Origin of the sequence: Pseudoalteromonas sp. BZA4, assembly GCF_040104395.1 — a bacterium.
GTDB lineage: Bacteria > Pseudomonadota > Gammaproteobacteria > Enterobacterales > Alteromonadaceae > Pseudoalteromonas.
Genome location: NZ_JBECOT010000034.1, coordinates 13,262 through 38,472 on the forward strand (window position 1 = coordinate 13,262; position 25,211 = coordinate 38,472).

Here is a 25,211-nt window from a genome sequence, read left to right on the forward strand (position 1 = left end):
TATGCAATTACTCGATATTCGCAATCTCACGATAGAGTTACGCACCTCAGATACCGTTATTCGTGCGGTTGATAGAGTCAGCATGACCTTAAAAGAAGGTGAAGTGCATGCTTTAGTTGGCGAGTCTGGCTCAGGTAAAAGCTTAATTGCAAAAGCCATCGTTGGGGTTTTAAACAAACGCTGGCATATCACCGCAGACCGCATGCATTGGCGTGGTGTTGATTTAATGCGCTTATCTAACGAGCAACGCCGTAAACTAGTAGGTCAAGACATTGCTATGATCTACCAAGATCCAAGTCGCTGCCTAGATCCAACTGCCAAGATATTTGACCAAATTGCCGAAACCCTGCCTGCGCAAGCAACCAGTGGCTTTTTCTTAAAGCGAAATAAACAGCGTAAAGACAGAGTAAAAGCGTTAATCCACAAGGTCGGTATTAAAGATCATAAAAAGGTACTCGACAGCTACCCTCATGAGCTCTCTGAAGGGATTTGTCAAAAAGTAATGATTGCCATGGCCATTGCGCGTACTCCGAAACTATTGATTGCCGATGAGCCAACTACCGCCCTTGAAAGCACCACGCGTGCACAAGTATTTAGACTGTTAAAAAGCTTGAACCAGCTAAAGAACATGTCGATTTTGATGATTTCTCACGAACTTGAAGAAATTGTTGAGTGGTCTCATGGCATGCATGTTCTTTACTGCGGACAAATGGTTGAAGCTGGCCCAACTAATCGTATTTTTAGTCAGCCATATCATCCGTATACTCAAGCACTGTTAAAAAGCTTGCCTGACTACGAGCAAGGGCTTGCCCACAAAGAGCCGTTTTATGCTTTAAAAGGCACCATTCCGACCTTGCAGCATTTGCCAATAGGCTGCCGCTTGGGTCCACGTTGCCCACAAGCACAAAAAGAATGTGTGGTTACCCCGAAATTGACCAAGCATCATAGTCATAGTTATGCCTGCCATTTCCCATTAATTAAGGCGATGAAATAATGCAACCACTGCTCAAAGTTCAAGCGTTATCAAAGAGTTTTAACCTGCGTGCAGGCTTGTTCTCACGCAAACGATTCTCTGTTTTAAGAGATATTTCGTTTTGCTTAGGACAAGGTGAAACCATTGCAATTATCGGGGAAACCGGCTCAGGCAAAAGTACCTTAGCTAAATTACTCTCAGGAGCCGATAACGCTGATAAAGGGCAAATTTTGCTCGATGGTAATATCATCGAAAATGATGGCTTGCGTGATAACGACTGTCGTCATATTCGTATGATCTTCCAAGACTCTGAGGCGTCGTTGAACCCGGGTTTAACCATTGGCGACATGCTTAACGACTGTTTACAGTACAACACTGACTTAAACAAAGAAGAGCGTGAAGATAAAATTAAACAAACCCTCGCAAAGGTAGGTTTGCTTTTAGATCACCAGCACTATTACCCGCATATGTTTAGTAGTGGACAATTGCAACGTATAGCGCTTGCACGGGCTTTAATTTTAGACCCTAAGGTTGTAGTGCTCGATGAGGCGTTATCGTCTCTAGACCCGTCTGTGCGTGCACAAACGGTAAACTTATTACTGCGTCTACAAAAAGATACTGGCCTTAGCTATGTACTTATTACTCATCACCTAAGTTTGGTGCGTCATATTAGCGACCAACTTGTGGTACTTGATCACGGTGAGATTGTTGAATACGGCCAAACCGAAGCTATTTTCCAAAACCCACAATCAAGTGTAACGCAGAAGTTGTTGAATTGCTGATGGTGAGCTGTCAGCTATCAGCCGTAAGTTTGAGATAAATCGGCGAAAAGACACACCTTACCTATCATCAATGTTACTTTGCTTGGCCAATTTAACTGCTTTACAAATAACCTCTGCACACTCTTTTGGCTTTAGCTGAGCGATAAAGTGTCCGCCTGAAACACTCACTTCATTGTAATTAATGCAGTTTTTAGCAAGATCATTAACCGCTTGTTTGGAAACGAGCCGATCTTTCGATGGGCGAATATAAGTCACAGGTATTGAGATAATGTTATGCGCTTTTTGAAGGGTCGCAATATTATGTAAACGATTTCTCAGCTTTATTTTATTCGCCATATTAATTGAGTTAAAAACAGCACTAATTAGCTGGCTTTCATAGTGGGAGTTAAAACCAAAGTAAGTTAAGCTTTTGCGAGTAAAGCGATTCTCTTTAAAAAGGACATTCGGTATTAAATGAGCCATGCATGCAATTGTTGATGGCCTTGATATAAAGCTCGCAAGAAATACAATTCCCGAAATCTGATTGGGCTTTAACAGCTGAGTTAAGGCATATGCGATAGGCCCTGAATATGACTCTGCAATAATAAATATGCAGTCATTTTTTAATTGCTCTGCAACCTCAGCCGCTTGCTGCTGATAACTCTGCCCTGAAACGTCTTCAAATGAGATAATGGTTACTTCAAATTTTCTGGAAAGCTCTTGAGCCAAATTTTCGAACAGTAATCCAGTACCATCAAGGCCGGGTAACATTACAAGCTTCATAAGGGCTACACTTCTTCTCTGTCACCATGGCTTGGTGGTGTAGATGTAACAATAAAATGCAGTGGTTCAGTACCTTGATTGCTTAGCTGATGTACTCGCCCAGCACTTACATGCAAACCTTGTTGCGCAGTGAGTTTGTGTATTTGGCCATCAAGTTCAATGGTGGCACAGCCACTAAGTACAAAGAAAAATTGTTCGGCATGTTTATGATAGTGTTTTACTTCAGCCTCACCTACTGGGACATGCTCTTGAATAACACTCAGCGCATTAGACTTTACCAAATGCCAACCGTCGCAATTGTTACCCCATGTGTAATGATCTGCGTTGTGTTTGTCTATGATACTCAAAACTTTTTGTACATCCCTTGGCTTTGTGGTGCGACAAACTTATAGCCAAGCTTTTCGTAAAAGCCAGGTTTGTCGGCGACCATAGTGACATAACTACCTTCAAAAGCGGCAGATTCAATGTAGCGGTCAACATGTTCCATAATGACACGCCCTAACCCTTGCCCTTGATATTCAGGTGATACAGCAATATCAACCACTTCAAAATTACAACCGCTATCACCAATAACGCGGCCCATGCCAATCAACTCATCGTTTTTACGAATACAAATAGCATAAAGAGAGTTTGGTAACCCCGCTTTCGCAGCCGCTAATGAACGTGCTGATAAGCCAGCTTTAAGGCGCATATCACAGTATTCTTCTGCGCTTGGTAGCTGCTCAATTAGACTGTACTCCATAAATGCTCCTTATAACTTGCATTACCTTTAACGGTAACAAAAAAAGCGCCAGTAGGCGCCTTTTATTTAACTCATTTTGCTAATTATTCAGCAGCTTGAGTCGCTTGCGGTACTTGCACTTCAGCTTGTGCTTTTAGTGCTGCAATAAATACCATGTAGTTTTTATTCACTTGAGCCATAGTGATGTTTTGCTTTTGTTGCTCATTAATCTCAACGTCAGTCGCTGGATTAACTGCTTTTAGCGCAACAATTGCAGCATCGCCATTGTTTAGGTCAACAACTTCAACCTCTGGTGCACCTTGTGGGTGAGCCATTTTGAAAGCTTGTTGAACAATAGCTGGTGACACTGTGTAAGCTTGACGAGCAAGTGCAGCTTCTTGGCGTACTGTTAGGCCTTCAGCTTGTGCAACTTCGTTTAGGCTCTTACCAGCTTCGATCTCAGCGTATAGAGTGCGTGCTTTTTCTTTAGCAAGCTCCGATGCTTTTTGTGAAACTAACGTCGCCTTAATTTGCTCAGAAACATCTGCTAGTGCTTTCGTTGTAGCAGCTTTGTGATCGTTTACACGAACAACAACAGCATGCTCATCGCCTACTTCAATTACTTCTGAGTTCATGCGGTCTTCTAACACTTCAGGTGAGAAAATAGCAGTAACAACTTGTGGGTTGTTTAACGGCTCAGGTAATGCATTGCGAGTAACAAGTTCTGTTTTCTGTACTTCAACGCCTGCTGCTTCTGCTGCATCAATTAAAGTATCTGAAATTTCGAACGCAAGCTCACCCATTTGAGTTTGCTTTTCATAGAACGCATTAATTTTCTTAGTACGCTCAAGTTCAGCGCGAAGCTCATCTTTTACGTCAGCATATGGTTTAACTTGCTGTGTTTGAATATCAGTAAGTTTGATGATGTGATAACCAAACTCTGATTCTACAACGTCAGAAATGTCGCCTTTGCTTTCAAGTGCATACGTTGCATCTTCAAACGCAGGGTCCATCATGTCACGTTCAATCCAGTCTAGGTCGCCGCCCATTTCTGCACTCACTACGTCATCAGAAGATGACTCAGCAAGCTCAGCAAAATCAGCACCGCTTTGTAACTGCGCTAGTAGCTCTTCAGCTTTCGCTTTTGCTGCATCATCGTCTTCGCTGTTATCAATTAAGATGTGCGATACACGACGTTTTTCAGGCTCAACATATTGTGCACTGTTTTGATCATAGTAAGCTTTGATATCTTCTTCTGAAACACTTGAATCAAGTGTTAAGTTAGCTGCATTTAAGTCAATGTAGCTTACAGACACTTGCTCTGGTGCTAAGAATTGCGGTTGATTCAACTCATAGTAATCAGCAATTTCTTGCTCTGTTACTTCGATACCTGCTTGTAATGATTCTTTAGCAACAACTAAGTAATCAATACTGCGCGTTTGCTGTTGTAGAGCAACGCTGTTGTTTAATTCATTTTCTAAGATGAAATCTGTACCAGCAACAGCACCTACTAATTGGCTGCGTGTCATGTCTTCACGTAAATATTCACGGAAAGCATCTGGTTGGAAATTCATTTGACGAATAACTTGTAAGTAGCGGTCGTTGCTAAACTGGCCGCCTACTTGGAAGTAAGGCATTTCTAAAATTGCTTTACGAACACTTTCGTCGCTTACACGAAGACCTAATTCTGCCGCTAGTTGAGTTTGCAATTCTTGTTGTACTAAACGGTCGATTACGCCTTGGCGAATTTGTGCCATGTAATTTGGATCAGCAGCGATTTGTGCGAAGTATTCACCAAATTGTTGTTCTAAACGGTTACGTTCGTTTTGGTATGCACGGCTGAATTCGGTTTGGCTAATTTTAACTCCATTTACTTCTGCAACGGGTTGCTCTGTGGTTTGTCCTAAATAACCACCGATCCCAGCTAAAGCAAAAGATAAAATCACCGCGCCTAAAATAATTTTGGCTGCAGGTCCCTGCGAACCTTCTCTGATTTTCTCAAGCATTTATCTATCTCTATTCTGATCAGGTACAAATTAACCCTGCTCATGTAAAAAAAGCGTATCTTACCAGATACGCTTTTTCACTTGAAGTAACTGGTGATAAGTTACCTAAATTCAATTTAAGTGTGATTAGGTATCTCTCACCAACTAATCTTTAATGATTAGTTTACTGCGTCTTTCAGCGCTTTACCTGCTTTGAAAGAAGGAATGTTTGCTGCAGCAATCTGGATAGTCTCACCAGTTTGCGGGTTACGACCTGAACGCGCTGCACGCTCACGTACAGAGAAAGTACCAAAGCCAACTAGCGCTACTGAATCGCCATCTTTAAGAGCGCCTGAAACAGCCTCGATGAATGAATCTAGTGCACGACCTGCAGCCGCTTTAGAAATGTCAGCGTCAGCTGCGATTTGATCGATTAATTGAGATTTATTCACAATATCATCCTCTTTCATTGTTATTATCAAGAGCGATTGTTTTTATAAAAAATAACATCACTGTTTTGAAAATTTATGAGCAAATTAAGTTTATGCTCAGTTTATTATATTTTTCTCAACCCTAGGCCACATAAGGCCTAGGCTTGAAAACTAGTGCTTAACTTATCATACCCTTTGTATTTGAAAAGCCCCTAAATGCACTTTTTTGCGGTTTTTTACTGGTTTTTTTCAGTTTCGACAGAAAAACTCTCAACTGGATGCTTCAAAGCCAGTTTTAAAACGTCATCAATCCATGTAACTGGGTGAATTTCAAGGCCCTCTAATACGTTGTCTGGGATCTCTTTTAAGTCACGTTCGTTAATTTTTGGAATAATAACGGTTTTAATTCCGCCACGATGCGCTGCCAGTAGCTTCTCTTTTAAGCCACCAATTGGTAATACTTCACCACGCAATGTGATTTCACCTGTCATTGCTACATCTGAGCGCACTGGGTTACCCGTTAAGCTCGATACCAAACCAGTTACCATGGCAATACCAGCACTTGGACCATCTTTTGGCGTTGCACCTTCTGGCACGTGAACATGAATGTCACGTTTCTCATAGAAATCGCTATTAATGCGAAGTTTTTCAGCACGATTACGAACAACCGTCATCGCTGCCTGAATTGACTCTTGCATTACATCACCAAGCGAACCTGTGTAAGTTAGCTTGCCTTTACCTGGTACAGCTGCAGATTCAATAGTTAGTAAATCACCACCTACTTCAGTCCACGCAAGACCCGTTACTTGGCCAATACGGTCACCGTCTTCTGCTTTACCATAATCAAAGCGTTGTACACCTAAGAACTCTTCAAGGTTGTTATCGTCGATAAGGACCTTTTTAGTGTCTTTATCAAGCAGGATGTTTTTAACTGCTTTACGGCATAGTTTTGACACTTCACGTTCTAAGTTACGAACGCCCGCTTCACGTGTGTAGTAGCGGATAATGCCAATAATTGCGCTGTCAGCAATTTCAACTTCATGCTCTTTTAAGCCATTGCGCTTAACTTGTTTTGGAATCAAGTGTTGTTTAGCAATGTTTAGCTTCTCGTCTTCGGTGTAACCCGATAAACGAATCACTTCCATACGGTCTAATAACGGACCTGGGATATTAAAGCTATTTGATGTTGCCACGAACATCACGTCAGATAGGTCGTAATCAACTTCTAAGTAGTGATCAGCAAAATGGCTGTTTTGCTCAGGATCAAGTACTTCAAGTAATGCTGATGCAGGGTCGCCACGCATATCTGATGACATCTTATCGATTTCATCTAATAAGAATAATGGGTTCTTTACGCCAACTTTAGTCATATTCTGGATTAACTTACCAGGCATAGAACCAATGTAAGTACGGCGATGACCGCGGATTTCCGCTTCATCACGAACGCCACCTAATGCCATACGCACATATTTACGACCTGTAGAGCGTGCGATTGACTGACCAAGTGAAGTCTTACCTACACCAGGAGGACCAACTAAGCATAAAATTGGGCCTTTAAGCTTATTAGTGCGCTGCTGCACCGCTAGATACTCAATAATACGCTCTTTAACTTTATTTAAGCCGTAATGGTCACTATCTAAAATCTTTTGTGCGCCAGCTAAGTCTTTTTTCACCTTAGAGCGTTTTTTCCAAGGTACATTGATTAAGGTATCAATGTACGAGCGCACGACGGTTGCTTCCGCCGACATCGGCGACATCATTTTTAATTTAGATAACTCAGCGTTTGCTTTCTCTTGCGCTTCTTTAGGCATACCTGATTCTTCGATGCGCTTTTTAATTGCTTCGAATTCATCGGGTACATCATCAAGTTCGCCAAGCTCTTTTTGAATCGCTTTCATTTGCTCGTTGAGGTAATACTCACGCTGCGACTTTTCCATCTGCTTTTTCACGCGGGTACGGATTTTTTTCTCAACTTGCAGTAAGTCAATCTCGCCTTCCATCAGTGCCATTAAGTATTCAAGACGCTCAGTCACATCGGCAATCTCAAGTACTTTTTGCTTTTCAGGTACCTTAAGCGGCATGTGTGCTGCCATGGTATCAGCAAGGCGTGCAGCTTCATCGATGCCAGACACAGAAGTAAGTACTTCAGGTGGGATCTTCTTATTAAGCTTTACATAGCCTTCAAATTGGCTAATTGCGCTGCGAATAAAGATATCTTGTTCTTGCTCGTCGATATGGCCTGATTCGATGAACTGTGCTTCAGCCACGAAGAAATCATCGTTATCTAAAAACGTTTCAACGCTCGCACGTTGTGTGCCTTCAACAAGCACTTTAACGGTGCCATCAGGTAACTTTAATAACTGAAGTACTGTGGCAATGGTGCCAACACGGTAGATATCATCTTGCTGCGGATCATCAACAGAGGCGTCTTTTTGCGCCACTAGGAAAATTTGTTTGTCCTTGTCCATCGCCGCTTCTAGGCATTTTATTGATTTTTCACGACCAACAAATAGCGGGATCACCATGTGTGGGTAAACCACTACATCGCGCAGTGCCAACACGGGGATTTCGACTCGATCTGTTCTCTCAAGCGTCATTATATTCTCTTCGCACTTCATTTATTTTAAAGATTACTCAAGTATATGGGGATATGTAAGGGAAAGTTCAACATATTTATAAAAAAAGGAGCCTTTGGCTCCTTTTTCGTGTTCAACTGCTTAACTTTTAAACTATTACAGCTTTATTCTGATGCAGCTTTGTCTTGGTTACCGCTTTGGTAAATCAAAATTGGGTCTGACTCACCTTTAATAACGGTTTCATCAATAACCACTTTGCTAACATCATCCATCGAAGGTAATTCATACATAGTATCAAGTAATACGCCTTCAACGATTGAACGTAAGCCACGAGCACCTGTTTTACGCTCCATTGCTTTATGAGCAATTGCGCTAAGCGCATCTTCACGGAACTCAAGCTCAACATCTTCCATCGCAAACAATGCAGAGAACTGTTTAGTTAATGCATTTTTTGGTTCGCTAAGAATTTGAATAAGCGCTGCTTCATCTAGCTCTGTAAGTGTCGCAACAACCGGAAGACGACCGATGAACTCAGGAATTAAACCGTATTTCACTAAATCTTCTGGTTCAACATCTTTAAATGTTTCACTTAAGCTGCGGCTACCTGATGATTGCTTAACTTCAGCACCAAAACCAATACCGGTATTTTTATGGCTACGTTGTTCAATCACTTTATCTAGGCCAGCAAACGCACCGCCACAGATAAATAGGATCTTAGATGTATCAACTTGCAAGAACTCTTGCTGTGGATGTTTACGGCCACCTTGTGGTGGCACAGATGCAACCGTACCTTCAATTAGCTTAAGTAAGGCTTGTTGTACACCTTCGCCCGATACGTCACGGGTGATCGATGGATTGTCAGACTTACGAGAAATCTTGTCGATTTCATCAATGTAAACAATACCACGTTGTGCTTTTTCTACGTCGTAATCACATTTTTGCAGTAGCTTTTGAATAATGTTTTCAACGTCTTCACCTACATAACCTGCTTCAGTTAGTGTCGTTGCATCGGCCATCGTGAATGGTACATCAAGTAAACGAGCCATTGTTTCAGCAAGTAATGTTTTACCACTACCTGTAGGACCGATTAATAGAATATTACTCTTACCAAGCTCAATATCTGCATTGATTGTTTGATTGCGTAAACGTTTGTAGTGATTGTATACCGCAACCGACAGCACTTTTTTCGCGTGGTCTTGGCCAATCACGTAATCATCTAAATGATCACGAATTTCTTTCGGCACAGGCAGTTTATCAGACGCATTATGCTTCGGCGCAATGTCTTTGATTTCTTCCCTGATAATATCGTTACACAGCTCTACACATTCATCACAAATATATACTGAAGGCCCAGCAATTAGTTTGCGAACTTCGTGCTGGCTTTTGCCGCAGAAAGAGCAGTATAACAATTTATTACTTTTGTCGCCGTCTGTAGGAGTGTCAGACATTCAGCTACCTCATTTATTACGTTGGCAGTAGCACTGGGCTACTGCTAATTCACTATGTTTAACTATATCAAAGAATATCAGTTTTCGCATAGTAAAGGGTGATAGCTAACAATACGTTATTATTAGCTATTCAGATTACTTCGAATCGCGGCTTGAAAATACTGAGTCAACTAGGCCGTATTCAACTGCTTCGCTAGCAGTCATAAAGTTATCACGGTCTGTATCACGAGAAACCACATCGAGTGGCTGGCCAGTATGTTCAGCCATTAAACGGTTTAACTTATCTTTAATTGATAAAATTTCACGGGCATGGATCTCAAAGTCAGATGCCTGACCTTGGAAGCCACCTAATGGTTGGTGGATCATTACACGTGAGTTAGGTAAACAAAAACGCTTACCTTTAGCGCCACCTGATAGTAAGAATGCACCCATACTTGCCGCTTGGCCAACACAAATAGTGCTTACATCAGGCTTGATAAAATTCATTGTATCGTAAATTGCCATACCCGCAGTCACAGAACCGCCTGGCGAATTAATATAAAGATAAATATCTTTTTCTGGGTTTTCTGATTCTAAAAACAGCATTTGCGCAAGAATCAAATTAGCCATGTTATCTTCTACTTGGCCAGTTAAGAAAATAATGCGCTCTTTTAAAAGACGTGAGTAAATATCATATGAGCGCTCACCTTTAGCTGTTTGTTCAACAACCATAGGGACTAGTGCGTTTAGAGGGTCTATCATACCGCTATTCATTCTTATTTAATTCCTTATCCGCTGCGACTCATCCTTACTATAAGGAAAGCACATTTATACTAATGTAAGTTAAGCTGTCTATTCAATCTTTATAACTATATAGGAACTTATCAGAACAAATTCAATCCTCGCCGAAAAAAGTTCTGAAATAACATCAGTATTGTTGGTTTTTTTGAAACTGATACCACAAACTAAAATGGCCCGAGTACGCTGTATAAATACAGGGTAACACGAGCCATTTAATCGCTAGCGAGAGCTTAAGTCAATGACTTATTAAGCACCTTGCTGTGGATTCATGATGTCGTCGAATGCTTTTTCAACGTCAGTCACGTTTGCTTTAGCTAGGATAGCTTCAACTGCTTGCTCTTCCATCGCTACGTTGCGCATTTGCTGCATAAGCTGATCGTTTGCTTTGTAGTACTCTACTACTTCAGTTGGATCTTCGTATGCAGAAGCTACAGTTGCGATTAACTCTTCAACTTTAGCGTCGTCAACTTTAAGCTCGTTCGCTTTAATTACTTCACCTAGTAATAGGCCAGTCTTAACGCGAGTTACAGCTTGCTCGTGGAATAATTCAGCTGGAAGCTCAGGCATGTTTTTAGCGTCGCCACCGAAACGTTGTGCAGCTTGCTGACGTAGTGCATCAATTTCTTGATCTACTAGCGCTTTTGGCACTTCGATTTCGTTGTTAGCTAAAAGACCTTTGATAGCTTGATCTTTAACGTTAGCTTTAACTGCTTGGTCAAGCTCACGTGTCATGTTCTTTTTAACTTCTTCTTTAAGAGCGTCAACACCGCCTTCAGCTACACCGAATTTAGTTGCGAACTCATCGTTAAGCTCAGGAAGCTCTTGAGTTTCAACTTTCTTAACAGTGATTGCGAAAGTAGCTGCTTTACCTTTAAGGTTTTCAGCGTGGTACTCTTCAGGGAAAGTTACTTCAGCAACAACTTCTTCGCCCGCTTTTTTGCCAACGATGTTGTCTTCGAAACCTGGGATCATACGACCTTGACCAAGTTCTAGTGGGAAGTCTTCAGCTTTACCGCCTTCGAACTCTTCGCCTTCGATAGAACCAACGAAGTCGATAGTTACACGGTCGTTCTCGCCTGCAGCTGCGTCAACTTCAGCCCAAGAAGCGTGTTGCTTACGTAGAGTTTCTAGCATGTTAGCTAGGTCTTCGTCAGTTACAGATACAGCTGGTTTTTCAACAGCGATTTTATCTAAACCTTGAATTTCAACTTCTGGGTAAACTTCGAAAGTTGCATCGAATTCTAAATCTTTACCAGCTTCTAACGCTTTAGGAGCGAAAGTAGGTGAACCAGCTGGGTTAATTTTTTCAGAAACGATTGCTTCGATGTAGTTGCGTTGCATTAATTCGCCAGCAACTTCTTGACGTACTGCAGCACCGTAACGCTTGTTGATGATAGACGCTGGTACTTTACCAGGACGGAAACCATCGATACGCTGGGTTTTAGACAGTTGTTGTAAGCGTTTTTTTACTTCAGTCTCAACGTTCTCTGCAGGAACGGTGATGGTCAGACGGCGCTCAAGGCCTTGAGTCGTCTCAACAGAAACTTGCATGATTTACCTCAATCTTCAATTTTGGCGACTGTTCGCCTTCCTTACAAACAAGGTGATCTCCATGAGTGATAGCAAGTTTTAACGCTGAATATTTCAACTTAAAACGGCGCATTGTAACCATGAGATACCATTGCTGCTTTGCCCCTATGGGCACTATGTTAAACAATAGACGCGGCATTATAACCTAATATTTATGATAGTCGAGTCTGGGGGGCAATTATTTGGCGTATATAGCAGCAATCAGCGTTTAAATGCGTAAAAAACGAACGCAACAAAACAACATCGAAGAATTAAGCTGATTTAAAGGATGAATTCTGAATTTAAGAAGCTTTGAATGAGGAATTAAAGCTTAAAAGTGGTCGGCGATGCAGGATTTGAACCTGCGACCCCTTGGACCCAAACCAAGTGCGCTACCAAACTGCGCTAATCGCCGATACTGAGAGAAGTTTTGAAAATAAAGACCATTCAAGAAATGGTCGGCGATGCAGGATTTGAACCTGCGACCCCTTGGACCCAAACCAAGTGCGCTACCAAACTGCGCTAATCGCCGATATCTTAGAGTAAATTGGGGTGACTGATGGGGCTCGAACCCACGACAACCGGAATCACAATCCGGGGCTCTACCAACTGAGCTACAATCACCACGGCATTTACATATTTTCAAATGGCGCACCCGGAAGGATTCGAACCTTCGACCAACGCCTTAGAAGGGCGTTGCTCTATCCAGCTGAGCTACGGGCGCATCGAAAACTTCATAAGTTTGCCTGTAAGCACCGCTTCTTAAAGAAGAAGTGGTCGGCGATGCAGGATTTGAACCTGCGACCCCTTGGACCCAAACCAAGTGCGCTACCAAACTGCGCTAATCGCCGATGCTTACCGTTGTTTGCGAGTGACCTCGTTAACAACGGGGTGCATAATAGTGATTTGACCGAGTCAGGTCAAACATTTTTTTAAGAAAATAATTCAATCGGTCACTTTTAGTTCATAATGGTTAAATATTGCAAATATAAGCTAAAATTTGAACTCTTTTTTATAAAGTAGCGCTTTATATAAGATTGCATCTTGGCGCTATGATGCTTTTCTGCGAAAATACGCAACATAAATAAATATGATCAAACAAACATGATTTGTGTATCCACGCCCCCTTTATTGGATAATCATATTTAGATGTATCAGTATCAAGTTAACTAACCCCAATTAAAGGTCACCCATGACGGCAAACATCATCGATGGTAAGGCAATAGCTAAACAAGTACGCAGCAATGTAGCAGAGCGAGTTGCAGAGCGTGTAGCGAATGGATTACGCGCTCCAGGACTAGCAGTTGTGTTAGTTGGTCAAGATCCAGCTAGCCAAGTGTATGTTGGTTCTAAACGTAAAGCATGTGAAGAAGTCGGCTTTGTATCTAAGTCTTACGATTTACCTGGCGACACAACTGAGCAAGATTTACTTGCATTAATAGATCAACTAAACGAAGACAAAGAAGTAGACGGTATTCTAGTACAGTTACCTTTACCTCAGGGTCTTGATGCTGAAAAAATTCTTGAACGCATCACACCACATAAAGATGTTGATGGTTTCCACCCTTATAACATTGGTCGTTTAGCTCAGCGTATGCCGGCACTTCGTCCTTGTACACCGAAGGGTATTATCACCCTACTCGACTCTACCGGTGTTCGCTATAAAGGTATGCACGCAGTTGTTGTTGGTGCATCAAACATTGTTGGTCGTCCTATGTCACTTGAGCTTTTACTTGCAGGCTGTACAACAACGGTTTGTCATAAGTTTACTCAAGATTTAGAAACGCATGTTCGCCGCGCTGATTTATTAGTTGTTGCGGTTGGTAAACCTGAGTTCATTCCGGGTGATTGGGTTAAAGAAGGTGCTATCGTAATTGATGTAGGCATTAACCGCCTTGAATCTGGCAAGCTTGTTGGTGATGTTGAATACGATATCGCTGAACAAAAAGCACATTTCATTACACCAGTACCAGGTGGTGTTGGCCCAATGACTGTGGCAAGCTTAATCGAAAACACTCTTGAAGCTTGTGAAAAGTACCACAGCTAAGAAGAGCTAAATTATTGCAAAAGGCTGCCAATGGGCAGCCTTTTTTTGGTATTAAGAGCGCTGTAGTTTGAACTGCCTAAGCTTTAGCATCTGGGGGAGCACTGAAAACACAATCATCATAAACATTAATAGGTATTGCCAGTCTTGATATTGTTCGTTTATGAGTAAAACAGCGCATACGATTCCCGCGATTGGGTTAGCAATAGTGCCGAATGAAAACTCAGCCACAGTCATGCGCCCTAATAACCAAACATACAAAATATAAGCAATAGCGGTATTGGGCACGATTAACCAAAATAGCGCAGAATATTGCAGTGCTGAGATAGGCTTAAATATCACTTGGTATTGCTCTGGGTGAAGTAAACTGCCATCAATAAACGCAGCCAATAATAAAATAGTGCCGCCAATGATTAACTGCCAGGTAAGCACAACCCACCAATGAATATGCACCGACAAACTCTGTACTAAGGTGCTACCAATCACAATAGTCAGTAAGGCCCCAAATAAAGCAGCCACTCCCAATACATTTAATGACACGTGTGCTGGGTCAAACAACAACCACGCCAATACCACCAGCGCCATAGCACTGAATGCTTGAATTTTTGCAGGCCGCTGCCCTTTAGTAAGCCAAGCATATAACAAAGCCACAACCGGCACAGACACCATCCCTACCCCTGCTATAGCTGCAGGAAGGTTTACCGCCATGATAAAAATAAAGGCAAAAAACAGCGCGATATTCACAGCACCTAGCGTTAACAAACTTGGCCACTGCGAACGGGTTGGCAAACTAGGTTTAAGCAATAAAAGTAATAACCCTGCAGGTAATGCACGCAATGCGCCTAATAAAAGTGGCGGCCAATCAGGTGTGGCATATTTGGTCACTGCATAGGTGGTGCCCCATAAAAAGGCGGGGATCATGGCAAGTAAAATATTCAATGTCTGTCCTTGTTAATACGAAGAGATGGCAAGGTAAAAGCTCAAGTACAGTTGAGGTCAATAGCTATATTGATTAATAACAAAAAAGGTTGCCTCGTTGGCAACCTTTTTTAATGAATCATGATTCGATGAGTAGTTAGGCTTTACGCCATGTTGTTTTACCAGCTGAATCTTCAAGTACCACACCAAGCGCATTCAATGCATCGCGCGCTTCATCAGCTGCCGCCCAATCTTTACTTGCGCGGGCTTCGTTACGTTTTGCTATTAACGCTTCGATATGTGCTACTTCGTCGTCAGCTTGGCCACCTTGCAAAAAGGCTTCTGGGTCTTGTTGTGCAACGCCTAGTACCTCTGCAACACTGCGTAGTACATAAGCTAGCTTACCTGCTTGCTCTGTATCGCTATCTTTAACACGGTTTAGCTCTTTTGCTAATTCAAATAATACTGGTAGTGCTTCAGGGGTGTTAAAGTCATCATCCATCGCTTTTCTGAATTTAGCCACATATTCATTGCTAGCTAAATCGCACTCGATTGGCGTTACGCCACGCAATGCAGTGTAAATACGTTCAAGTGACGAACGTGCTTGCTCAAGGTTTTCTTGCGAATAGTTAAGCTGGCTACGGTAGTGACCTGAAATTAAGAAATAACGAACTGATTCAGCATCATACTCTTTTAGTACGTCACGTACGGTAAAGAAGTTGTTTAAAGACTTAGACATCTTCTCTTTATTAACCTGAACCATACCTGTGTGGATCCACATATTAACGTACTTGCCGTTATTTGCACAGCATGACTGAGCAATTTCGTTTTCATGGTGCGGGAACTGCAAATCTGAACCACCACCGTGAATATCAAAGTGCTCACCTAAGTGCTTAGAACTCATTGCTGAACATTCAATATGCCAACCAGGGCGACCCTCACCCCATGGTGAAGACCATGACGGCTCTTCTGGCTTGGCTTTTTTCCATAGTACGAAATCAAGTGGATCTTGCTTATCTTGTGCAACTTCAACACGTGAACCTGCTTGTAGCATGGTTAGGTCTTGTTGCGATAAAGCACCGTATTGCTCAAAGGTTGATACGTCAAACAATACATCACCGTCTGCAGCAACATACGCATGGCCTTTGGCAATTAAACGCTCAACCATAGCGATTATTTCATCCATGTGGTTTGTTACTGTTGGCTCAACATCCGGACGCAGCATATTTAAGCTGTCGAAATCTTCATGCATAGCTTTGGTCATACGAGTCGTTAGATCATTAATTGACTCACCATTTTCGTTAGCACGTTTAATGATTTTGTCGTCTACATCTGTGATGTTACGAACGTATTTTAAATCGTAACCGATGTGGCGTAGGTAACGAACAATCACGTCAAAACCAACAAAAGTACGAGCATGACCGATGTGACAGTAATCATAAATGGTGATACCACACACGTACATGTCGATTTTGCCATCAACAAGGGGTTTAAACTGCTCTTTTTGTCGCGTAAGTGTGTTGTAAATTTGTACCATTTATAAAATGTCCTTAACGGTGTTTCGAGATTCTCTATGGTAACACTTGCAAAGCCGCTGCTCTAGCGCTTTATCAATTGAATAAGCACTTTGTTAATCGTTTTAAACAAGCTCTTTGTTAATCAAAGGCAACTACTATAAAATAGCCCCATTATTAAACCTGAATATAGGAAACCTCATGGTTGTACTACACACAAACTTTGGTGACATCACTATCAAGATGCACGAAAGCGATGCACCAAACACAGTTAAAAACTTCTTAGAGTATGCGAATGCTGGCTTTTACAACGGTACTATTTTTCACCGTGTAATTGATGGTTTTATGGTACAAGGCGGTGGTTTTGAGCCGGGTATGGTTCAAAAAGAAGTAAACAACCCTATCGAAAACGAAGCAAACAATGGCCTTGCAAATAAAGTGGGCACATTAGCAATGGCACGTACGCCGGATCCACATTCAGCGACTGCGCAGTTCTTCATTAACGTTAACGACAATGACTTCTTAAACTTCAGCAGTGAAACATCACAAGGCTGGGGCTACTGCGTGTTCGCAGAAGTTGTTGAAGGTATGGACGTGGTAAACAAAATCAAAGGTGTTGCTACTGGCAGCGCTGGCTTCCACCAAGACGTACCTCTTGAAGATGTAATCATCGAAAAAGTAACGGTTAGCTAATTTAATCGTTTAGTCTTTTTAAGCGGGCCTTTGCCCGCTTTTTTGCGAGTAACCATGAAACAAAGTTATTTTATTGCCGACCTCCATTTAACAGAAAACCGCCCAGACATCACTGCGGCATTTTTTGATTTTCTTGATAGCAAGATTATTAATGATGACGTTGATGCACTTTATATTTTGGGTGACTTTTTTGAAGTATGGGTAGGTGATGACTATCAAACTGACCTTTCAAAGAGTGTTGCCGCACGTTTAACCCAAGTCAGTGAAAGTGGTACTGAGGTGTTTTTTATTCATGGTAATCGCGATTTCATTATGCGAGAAGACTATGCAAAAAGCGCAAGTATGACTTTACTACCTGAACAAGTTGTTATTGATTTATACGGTACTCCAACAGTTATCTTGCACGGTGATGAAATGTGCACTCAAGATATTGAATATCAAAAGTTTCGTAAAAAAAGTCGTGGTTGGTGGTGGCCAAAATTAATGCTTGCTATGCCGCTTTGGTATCGTAAAAAAATTGCCCGCAACGCCCGCGAAAAATCAAAACAAAGCCAAGCTGGCAAAGCATTAGAGATTTTAGATGTGACCGAAGATGCGGTGTTAGCCATGTTTGAAAAGCATCAGGTTACTAATATGATCCACGGTCATACTCACCGTCCTAATGTGCATCACTATAAGCAAAATGGAAAAACACTAACCCGCACTGTACTGGGTGACTGGTATGAGCAAGGTTCATACTTAAGAGCTACTCCAGAGCAACAAAAACTAGTCCACACGCCCTTTAAATAACCAATTTTTTAACTATGCTTTAACCAGTATTGTCAAAAAATGCATTATCTATGATGAGTCGGTTAAGCCTTTTATGTTGTTGTTTACTAATTAGCTTTTCAATCAATTGCCAAACTTGGCAATTGGTCACAGAGCCGTTTCCTCCTTATTTTATTGATGAGCCAAATAAGCCAGGCTGGCTGCACGAAGTCATCATCGCAGCACTGAAAACACAAAAACATCAAGCCACTATTGAATACACACATTGGGCTCGCGCGCTAAAGCTTGCCAAGCGCCATAAACGTGTCGCAGTGCTAGGTGCTTTTTATACAAAGCAAAGAGCGAGATATTTTACATATTCACCTTCATTAGCAACCGCACATACCGTGTTATTCAAACGTGTTGATAGCAAAATAACTTACACTGGCTCTTTGTATTCATTAAAGCCATATACAATCAGTAAAGGTGAAGACTATGTGGTAAGTGAGCAATTTGAGCACCACCCAAACCTTAGCATGACGACCACAGGTAGCTTGATTGAGAGCTTGTTGCTATTAAAGCATGGTCGTGTTGATTTAGTTGCAGGCACAAAAGAGGTTGCCTTGTATTGGCTCGATAATAGCGAGCGCTTACAGCAAGCAAAGCAAACAGAATTAGAAATAGTTACCCCCTATCTTGCTACTCAACACTTACATGTGATTACTGATAAAAATCACCCTCAGGCTGAGCTTTTTCAGCAAAGTTTATCTTTAGGTCTTAAAGCGATTACGGCGTCAGGCAAGCTTATAGAGATACTGAAGCATTATAAACTGAATGAAAAAGAAATTAGTCACATTACGCAACTATATGAAAAAACCTATGCTAACTAATTTTGTTCTTTTTCAAACGTGGCAAGGTAATCTTAAACTGGGTTGCTATGCCATCAGGTAAGTCTTCGCTTGCAACTAGCTGGATTTTTCCGTTAAGCAGTAGAGCGCCAAACAGGCGCTCTGATTTAATATATTATGCAGGCACACCGCTGTGAAATTTAAAGTCTTCATCTGGGGTTGAAATAAGCTCAGCTTCAAGTTGACCAAAAAACTCAACACGCTCAGTGATATCAAACTCACTGATTTCTTGCGCAAGAGTTAAATAATCTTGGTAATGACGCGCTTCAGAGCGCAGTAGTGAGATATAAAAATCACCTAAGCGTTTATCAACATGTGGGGCTAATTTAGCAAAGCGCTCACATGAACGTGCTTCGATGTAAGCACCTATAATTAACTTATCTACCAAGGCATCTGGCTCGTAAGTTTTTACATGGCGCAGCATCCCTTTGGCATAACGACATGGGGTAATACTTTTATATTCAATACCGTATTCATCCATGATCTCAAGAACTTGATAAAAGTGATGTAACTCTTCTTTGATGAGCATCACCATTTTATCGATAAGGTCTTGCCCATAAGGTGAATTCGATTTTGGGATCATTGATTTAGTCAGCTTGTTTTTATCTGCAAGCTCACGCCAATCCCCTTCACGCTTATAAATAAGTGTTTCAAATGGTTTTAACCACTCAAGCAACGCATCGCTACTTTCTTTATCAACTGCATACTTACGAATTAAAAACATGGCAGACTGAGCTGCTTTTAATTCACTATTGACCCACCTGTGCACATTGATTAATATCCGCTAAAAATAACGTAAAAAATACAAAATTATGAAACGCAAAGTGTATGCCTACCAGCGGTTTAGCTCAGATTCACAAAAAGGAAACAGCTCCTTACATAGGCAGTCTGAACAACTTAAAGGTTGGCTGAATAGGCACCCTGACTGCGAGCTTGCAGAAACTATTATTGATGAAGGTATCTCCGCATATACGGGTAAAAATGTGTCTACAGGGGCACTTGGTGAGTTTATAGCTCGTCTTGAAGCGGGGCTTATTGAACCAAATTCTATAGTATTAATTGAACACTTTAGCCGCTTAACACGACAGGACATTGAAGAAGCCGAAGGTCTATTAAAGAAGATCTGGAATAATGGGGTATCTATTGCGATTACAAAGAAAGACAAAATATACACCCCTGATGCCGTTAATGACCTCGTTGGTAGAATCGAGTTAATAGTCGAAATTAAAGCTGCATTCGAAGACTCTGAATATCGCTCAAGAAAGGTCAAAGGAAGTTATGTTAGACGTGAAGAAAACGCTAAAAAAGGTATTACGCCAAAAATGCGACGACCGTTTTGGCTTGATCGTGAAGGAAACTGTAATCAGTACAAACCTATCATCACCGATATCTTCGCTTTATACCTTGCAGGGCAAGGTCAGCGAAACATATTAAACTTTATCAAAGACAAGTACCCAGACGCTTCATTTCTTGAAAAGACCAATGCCAGTACGGTTATGGACTGGATTTCCAAAGAGTCGGCCATTGGCATGTGGCGGGGCAACAAAGTTTATGAAGCCGCTATTGATGAAGATACATACTACCTAGCACAAGACATTCGAGAAAATCGTAAAAACAAAAATGTCAAACCAGATAGCGTTTGGCCACTAAGTGGCTTGATCCGATGCAAAGGGTGTGGCTGTGGCATGAGTATTCAACGAAGCTACAACAAGCAGAAGCAAAGCTACTCTCTCCCATTGCTAAGGTGCAGTAACACCCAAAGGATAGGCAAGAGAAGCCCTGAGTGTACAACCACAGGTACCTTTCCTCTAGTGGTAGCCCATTATTTCTACTTCGAGTACTCTCGCCGAACGATACTTGAACGGCTTACTAAGTCTGAGCTCAACAAAGAGAGACTGCAACAAGAGAGCTTCCTTAATAGACAGCTCACCAAGCTAAAGTCTAAACTGGAAAACTACCAAGCCGTCATTGAAGAAGAGCAAGAAGCTGGGAACAAAAATGCTGCACGCCACGCCATTAAATACACGCTAGCTATAGAGGATGAAATTGAAGACACTCAAAATCAACTACAAACTCTGAGTCAAGAGAGTCGAGTTGAAAGTGCGGGGTTAATACTGCCAGACTTGATCGATCTATTAAAAGAACCTAAGCGCTTTAATATAGCCATGCACAGACTACAGTTGTTCGCATTTCTGGACGGCAGCCGACTTTACTTTAATGAGGAGCAGAACTTCGAGTACCAAGGTTTTGACAAGAAAATTAAAAAGTACGTCGTTAAGTGTGATAACTATCCATTGCCACAATTAAAAATTTCGAGTGAATACTATAGCGAAGAGAACCTGCTCTTCCCACTTACCAAGATGACAGATGAAGACATAGCTTACTGGAAGCAAGCAGTTGAGCTCCAAAACCTTCGTAAAAAATTGCCACCCGAGAGCTTCAAAGGGATTGACCAGCAAGTAGATGAGAGCCAAGACGACTTCCTAACTAACTTCGACAAAAAGATACAGGAAATAGATGACGAACATGAAAAAACAAAATCACGTCATGGCCTCAATTGACTATACCTAAACGAGAATTACAAAGATCGTGAAGCTTTGAAAAATAAACTCTCAGTAGCCATTAATTATGATGTCTATTGAGAGTTTCTCAATAGGGTTAATAAAGCCATAGGCTAATGAGAAGTGAGGGAATATGAACGCCAGAATCTACATGAGAGCAAGCACTAAAGAACAAGATGCCTATCGCGCAGAACAAGAGCTTACAGCTTTTTGCAAAAGCAAAAACATAACGATAGTAGGGAAATACGTTGAAAACTACACTGGTACTAGCTTAAAGCGGCCAAAACTAGGTATGCTGCTCACTGAATCGAATGCCGATGAGGTACTTCTTGTCGAGAGCGTCGACCGCCTTTCCCGCCTACCTCTAGATGAGTGGTACCAGCTAAAAGCAATCATTAACAAGAAGGGTCTACGGCTTATAGTAGCTGATCTACCAACAACTCACACATTGATAAGTGATGATGACCTCACAAGTAATATCTTAAAGATAGTCAACAATATGCTACTTGATCTTATGGCAACCATGGCTCGCCAAGACAACGATAAGCGCCGTGAAAGAATTAAGCAAGGCTTGGCCAATGCTAAAGCTCAGGGTAAGCAGATCGGCGGACGGAGTAAGAACTACGCTATTAGAGAAAAGGTCACGCGGTACATTGAGAAGAACCTTGGAGCGGAAGAAATAGCTAAACTTGCAGACTGTAGCGTTGCTACTGTCTACCGGGTAAAGAAGGAAATTCAATCAGCTAAACAAGTATGTGCGTGATCGAATATTAACAACCTAATCGTTGTACAACAGATTTAATAAGCTACGTGCTCGAACACAAAAAAGTGCTGGCTTCACTAAGATTAGCTCAGTGCGTGATCGAATATTGACAGCCCAATCATTGCACAACAGCTTTGATAAGCTACGGACTCGAACACTAAGAAGTGATAACCTCACTTCACTAACGGGTTCCTCAAGTGCGTGATCGAATATTAACAACCCAACCGTTGTACAACAGATTTAATAAGCAACGTGCTCGTGCACAAAAAGTGGTGACCCCACTTAACTAAAGCGTTCCTCAAGTGCGTGATCGAATATTAAGAGCACAACCGTTGTACAGCAGATTTAATAAGCAACGTGCTCGTGCACAAGAAAAGTGGTGACATCACTTAACTAAAGTGTTCCTCAAGTGCGTGATCGAATATTAACAGCCCAACCATTGGGCAACAGCTTTAATAAGCTACCTGCTCGAACAAAAAAGGTGGTGACCTCACTAAGATTAGCTCAAGTGCGTGATCGAATATTAATCCCCAATCGTTGTACAACAGATTTAATAAGCTACTTGCTCGAACTCGAAAAAGCGACGACCGCCTAGAAGTGCTAAATTCTTATTAACTTCATTTTCTCGGAGCTTTGTATGAATATAGTTGCATCATCTTCAAACAGTTGCTCCAAAGGCCTATATTCTATGCCCATTTCGATTAACTTACTTTTTTGCCCTACTAAGTAAGCCGTGTCACGATTAAATCTGTCTTCAAAAGTTCTCTGAATATGGTCGGAAGTTGAAGGTGCAAAGACTGTTCGAAATATAGACAAATCAAAAATAATATCTTCCACTTCGACCCAAGCATGACCATTCCATTGCCCAATCACACCTGACTTTTGGGTTAACTGTGGTTTGATTGGGCTATGAGTAAAAACCTTATACCCACCAACTGATAGACTTCCAGTCACAAGAAAGGCCTCTACAGGGAGGTGTTCATTAATCATTGAAAATAGCAATGAGCTCATATACAAACAGCTTCCCTCTACTGACTTGAAGTTCTCAGTAATACTTTCAGCCATATATAGGACTTCATTTATTAAATCGCTGCGTACCATTCCAATCACAACCTATATAGACGTTAATACCACACATTGGTAAATTTTGATGAAAGTAAGTTCTTTACCCACATCACGAAATGCTGCGTCTGCAACTATTCGAACAATAACTTGCTAACCCGCCAAATTGACTCACCAAAATTAGATATTAACTGTTCACCTTGCCTTAGAAAAGTTTTGCTTTCATCAACCCCTGCTAGTCTTAATGCGTCGCCAATCTTTGAGCTAGTTGGGTGCGCATCACCTATTCGCATATCATAAGCACCTACAATTGGACCAAAAACTTCACGAGCTCTCTCTTGACCTACTTTTTGAGCTAGCAAATCCTCAAGGAGCTTATTTGAAGCTAGATCCTTCTTTTTCGGGTGTGTTGAAAGCTTGCGAAGCTCGCGCACATCCAATCTATCGGAAAAGACACGAATGAGCTCTTTAGCCAATCGCAGAAGAGAAGGCTGATCTTTACTTGCAAATCGAGATATGCTTTTCATTGCCTCAGAGCGGCTTACATCATGAGTAAAAATAGTAATGCCAAACGCCTCACTAAAATCTCTTTCTAGCATCGTCATGACATCTAAAAGAAGCTCTTCCACTGCATGGGTTACCGCAGGCTGAGCTTTCACTTGAGAGTCTAACAACTCACTAGATACTTTCCCATCTGGCACGACATTGTGCGCCGCCCAAATACGTTGTTCCCATGCTGGTAGGCGAGCAATGTCGCAAGCATATATAGTTATCAAATCAGAAGAGTTAATACCAAAATGAATCGAATATTCGGAAGTAGTTCTAATGCAGCCAGTTTCAGCAGTATACCATTGGAAAGAGAAGCCTCGTAGCCCAAGGAGCTCATTAATAATAGAAGAGCGAAACCAAAGCCACCGACCTATGTCTTCGCTACTTAGTGAAGTAGATGGTAAGCGGGTTCCATCTGTTTCAACTATAAAGTGTGGCAGGTTATCATCTACATCCCCCCTTACTCGGGTGCTAGTGCCTTTATGGTCAATCCACTCATCCCGCCAAAACTCTCCCTCAACTCTTGTACCTTCATAACCACTATTGTACCCTTCGGAGCTTTCGAAATCCGTATTGTCTTCTGTTTGCGGTCCTATCACAGGAGCATCTTCGTCTTCGTCAACATCAGTCCGCCAAGTACGCAACATCGCCCAACTTCCACCAAAAACGGTGTTTATATCCCGAATTAAAAGTGAAAATCGCCCGCTATCCCTTTCCTCTTCGTGGTCTTGTAAACCTTTATAAGAGCTAGTTTCGAGAGAGGTGACATTCTCAACTCTTTGACGATAGTAAGATAGTCGCAAAGCCAAGTTTCTCGCTGCCAAATAATCTATAAGGTATTCTTTTTTGATTTCGATGAGACACTGCTCACCATCCTCATTTAGTACTTCACGTGCAACCTCTTCAAAATTTTCCTCAGGCCGAACCCAAGACAAGCCTTCTTTTATGAGTCGCAAGGCAGCAATAAGGTCTGGATTTAATATCCATAGCCTTACTCCAACGACAGGTTGAGGCATCTCTAAGACTAAGTGAACACCTATCGGCTCTTTATCACTATACTGATAATCGAATATCGTCGCATAATAACCATCTTCATACGCGTAGGGAGCTATTGGTCGGCTAAGCCCAATATCTGTCCAGCTCAATTTTTCAGCAACCCCTCGGTTTTCTGGTGGGAATGCGACAGACCCACATCCAAAAAACTCACTGCTATAACCTGAGTTTTTAACGTTTCCGTTTTCTTCATTAATAGATGCCCTCAGAGGTACCCACGTCGATTTAGAGTAAGAACGACGGCTCTCCTTCTTTAGAAGTATCCAATCTTGATCCACCTTAAAGTAGCCCCTTATATGTAAAAGTTGCAATTAATAATCACTAGTAAGTATGAACTGCTCATCTGCCAATTTTAGTACTTTTAGCAAATAA

21 protein-coding genes, 5 tRNA genes and 1 pseudogene are annotated in these 25,211 nt (G+C 41.7%); 8 read left to right on the plus strand and 19 right to left on the minus strand.

Going from position 1 to position 25,211, the window contains the following annotated elements; all coding sequences use genetic code 11:
* Position 1: 1 nt before the first annotated feature.
* Both ABMY41_RS14060 and ABMY41_RS14065 read left to right on the plus strand, forming a co-directional pair.
* Positions 2–994 (plus strand): oligopeptide/dipeptide ABC transporter ATP-binding protein, encoded by a 993-nt coding sequence (locus ABMY41_RS14060; RefSeq protein WP_054562069.1) that lies wholly within the window; start codon positions 2–4, stop codon positions 992–994.
* Positions 994–1,755 carry an ATP-binding cassette domain-containing protein gene (locus ABMY41_RS14065; protein ID WP_055022259.1) on the plus strand — a complete coding sequence of 254 codons (762 nt, stop codon included), beginning with the start codon at positions 994–996 and terminating at the stop codon, positions 1,753–1,755. Before ABMY41_RS14060 ends, ABMY41_RS14065 begins: the two co-directional genes overlap by 1 nt.
* A 57-nt stretch (positions 1,756–1,812) precedes the next feature.
* On the opposite strand, the gene ABMY41_RS14070 is transcribed toward ABMY41_RS14065, so the two are convergent.
* From ABMY41_RS14070 to ABMY41_RS14135, 14 genes are all read right to left on the minus strand, one after another.
* Positions 1,813–2,517 (minus strand): hypothetical protein, encoded by a 705-nt coding sequence (locus ABMY41_RS14070; protein WP_349275114.1) that lies wholly within the window; start codon positions 2,515–2,517, stop codon positions 1,813–1,815.
* A gap of 5 nt (positions 2,518–2,522) precedes the next feature.
* Positions 2,523–2,864, minus strand: a complete 342-nt coding sequence (locus ABMY41_RS14075; RefSeq protein WP_251602579.1) for a cupin domain-containing protein — start codon at positions 2,862–2,864, stop codon at positions 2,523–2,525.
* A complete protein-coding gene (locus ABMY41_RS14080) occupies positions 2,861–3,259 on the minus strand; it encodes a GNAT family N-acetyltransferase (RefSeq protein WP_349275116.1) in 399 nt (132 codons plus the stop codon). The genes ABMY41_RS14075 and ABMY41_RS14080 overlap by 4 nt, the downstream gene beginning before the upstream one ends.
* 83 nt (positions 3,260–3,342) lie before the next feature.
* Positions 3,343–5,244 (minus strand): peptidylprolyl isomerase, encoded by a 1,902-nt coding sequence (gene ppiD, locus ABMY41_RS14085; protein WP_175082397.1) that lies wholly within the window; start codon positions 5,242–5,244, stop codon positions 3,343–3,345.
* Positions 5,245–5,402: 158 nt separating this feature from the next.
* A complete protein-coding gene (locus ABMY41_RS14090; RefSeq protein ID WP_175580427.1) occupies positions 5,403–5,693 on the minus strand; it encodes an HU family DNA-binding protein in 291 nt (96 codons plus the stop codon).
* Between the two features lie 197 nt (positions 5,694–5,890).
* Entirely contained in the window at positions 5,891–8,251 is a 2,361-nt protein-coding gene (lon, locus tag ABMY41_RS14095) for an endopeptidase La (RefSeq protein WP_349275119.1), read from the minus strand.
* 143 nt (positions 8,252–8,394) lie between these two features.
* Complete coding sequence (gene clpX, locus ABMY41_RS14100; protein ID WP_054562074.1) at positions 8,395–9,678, minus strand: ATP-dependent protease ATP-binding subunit ClpX; 1,284 nt, start codon at positions 9,676–9,678, stop codon at positions 8,395–8,397.
* A 135-nt stretch (positions 9,679–9,813) separates the two neighbouring features.
* Positions 9,814–10,431, minus strand: coding sequence for an ATP-dependent Clp endopeptidase proteolytic subunit ClpP (gene clpP / locus ABMY41_RS14105; protein ID WP_054562075.1), 618 nt, complete (start codon positions 10,429–10,431; stop codon positions 9,814–9,816).
* A gap of 273 nt (positions 10,432–10,704) precedes the next feature.
* On the minus strand, positions 10,705–12,009 hold the full coding sequence (tig, locus tag ABMY41_RS14110) for a trigger factor (RefSeq protein WP_054553149.1): 1,305 nt from the start codon (positions 12,007–12,009) through the stop codon (positions 10,705–10,707).
* 356 nt (positions 12,010–12,365) lie between these two features.
* Positions 12,366–12,442: transfer RNA gene (locus tag ABMY41_RS14115), tRNA-Pro, on the minus strand.
* Between the two features lie 40 nt (positions 12,443–12,482).
* A tRNA-Pro gene (locus ABMY41_RS14120) sits at positions 12,483–12,559 on the minus strand.
* A 16-nt stretch (positions 12,560–12,575) separates the two neighbouring features.
* Positions 12,576–12,651: transfer RNA gene (locus ABMY41_RS14125), tRNA-His, on the minus strand.
* 23 nt (positions 12,652–12,674) lie between these two features.
* Positions 12,675–12,751 (minus strand) — tRNA-Arg (locus ABMY41_RS14130).
* Positions 12,752–12,801: 50 nt separating this feature from the next.
* Positions 12,802–12,878, minus strand: a tRNA-Pro gene (locus ABMY41_RS14135).
* Between the two features lie 341 nt (positions 12,879–13,219).
* Here ABMY41_RS14135 and folD point away from each other — a divergent pair.
* Positions 13,220–14,074, plus strand: coding sequence for a bifunctional methylenetetrahydrofolate dehydrogenase/methenyltetrahydrofolate cyclohydrolase FolD (gene folD / locus ABMY41_RS14140; RefSeq protein WP_054553151.1), 855 nt, complete (start codon positions 13,220–13,222; stop codon positions 14,072–14,074).
* A gap of 51 nt (positions 14,075–14,125) precedes the next feature.
* On the opposite strand, the gene ABMY41_RS14145 is transcribed toward folD, so the two are convergent.
* A complete protein-coding gene (locus ABMY41_RS14145; RefSeq protein WP_349275123.1) occupies positions 14,126–15,010 on the minus strand; it encodes an EamA family transporter in 885 nt (294 codons plus the stop codon).
* A 136-nt stretch (positions 15,011–15,146) separates the two neighbouring features.
* Positions 15,147–16,526, minus strand: coding sequence for a cysteine--tRNA ligase (gene cysS / locus ABMY41_RS14150; RefSeq protein ID WP_349275125.1), 1,380 nt, complete (start codon positions 16,524–16,526; stop codon positions 15,147–15,149).
* A 178-nt stretch (positions 16,527–16,704) separates the two neighbouring features.
* On the opposite strand from cysS, the gene ABMY41_RS14155 reads away from it, so the two are divergent.
* Genes ABMY41_RS14155 through ABMY41_RS14165 form a run of 3 tightly spaced genes read left to right on the plus strand, consistent with a single transcriptional unit; the run spans position 16,705 to position 18,833 of the window.
* On the plus strand, positions 16,705–17,196 hold the full coding sequence (locus ABMY41_RS14155) for a peptidylprolyl isomerase (protein ID WP_054562080.1): 492 nt from the start codon (positions 16,705–16,707) through the stop codon (positions 17,194–17,196).
* Positions 17,197–17,250: 54 nt separating this feature from the next.
* On the plus strand, positions 17,251–17,985 hold the full coding sequence (locus ABMY41_RS14160) for a UDP-2,3-diacylglucosamine diphosphatase (RefSeq protein WP_349275127.1): 735 nt from the start codon (positions 17,251–17,253) through the stop codon (positions 17,983–17,985).
* A 50-nt stretch (positions 17,986–18,035) separates the two neighbouring features.
* Positions 18,036–18,833, plus strand: coding sequence for a transporter substrate-binding domain-containing protein (locus ABMY41_RS14165; RefSeq protein WP_349275128.1), 798 nt, complete (start codon positions 18,036–18,038; stop codon positions 18,831–18,833).
* 133 nt (positions 18,834–18,966) lie between these two features.
* Here the strand turns inward: ABMY41_RS14165 and miaE are convergent.
* Positions 18,967–19,599: pseudogene (miaE, locus tag ABMY41_RS14170) on the minus strand (tRNA isopentenyl-2-thiomethyl-A-37 hydroxylase MiaE); the annotation flags it as partial.
* Between the two features lie 64 nt (positions 19,600–19,663).
* On the opposite strand from miaE, the gene ABMY41_RS14175 reads away from it, so the two are divergent.
* Together ABMY41_RS14175 and ABMY41_RS14180 are read left to right on the plus strand one after the other, a co-directional pair.
* A complete protein-coding gene (locus ABMY41_RS14175) occupies positions 19,664–21,412 on the plus strand; it encodes a recombinase zinc beta ribbon domain-containing protein (RefSeq protein WP_349275130.1) in 1,749 nt (582 codons plus the stop codon).
* A gap of 133 nt (positions 21,413–21,545) precedes the next feature.
* Positions 21,546–22,175 carry a recombinase family protein gene (locus tag ABMY41_RS14180; RefSeq protein WP_349275132.1) on the plus strand — a complete coding sequence of 210 codons (630 nt, stop codon included), beginning with the start codon at positions 21,546–21,548 and terminating at the stop codon, positions 22,173–22,175.
* A 600-nt stretch (positions 22,176–22,775) separates the two neighbouring features.
* Here the strand turns inward: ABMY41_RS14180 and ABMY41_RS14185 are convergent.
* Together ABMY41_RS14185 and ABMY41_RS14190 are read right to left on the minus strand one after the other, a co-directional pair.
* The gene (locus tag ABMY41_RS14185; protein ID WP_349275134.1) at positions 22,776–23,240 is read right to left on the minus strand and encodes a hypothetical protein; all 465 of its coding nucleotides are present in this window, start codon (positions 23,238–23,240) and stop codon (positions 22,776–22,778) included.
* Positions 23,241–23,371: 131 nt separating this feature from the next.
* On the minus strand, positions 23,372–25,117 hold the full coding sequence (locus ABMY41_RS14190) for a hypothetical protein (protein ID WP_349275136.1): 1,746 nt from the start codon (positions 25,115–25,117) through the stop codon (positions 23,372–23,374).
* Between the last annotated feature and the right edge of the window lie 94 nt (positions 25,118–25,211).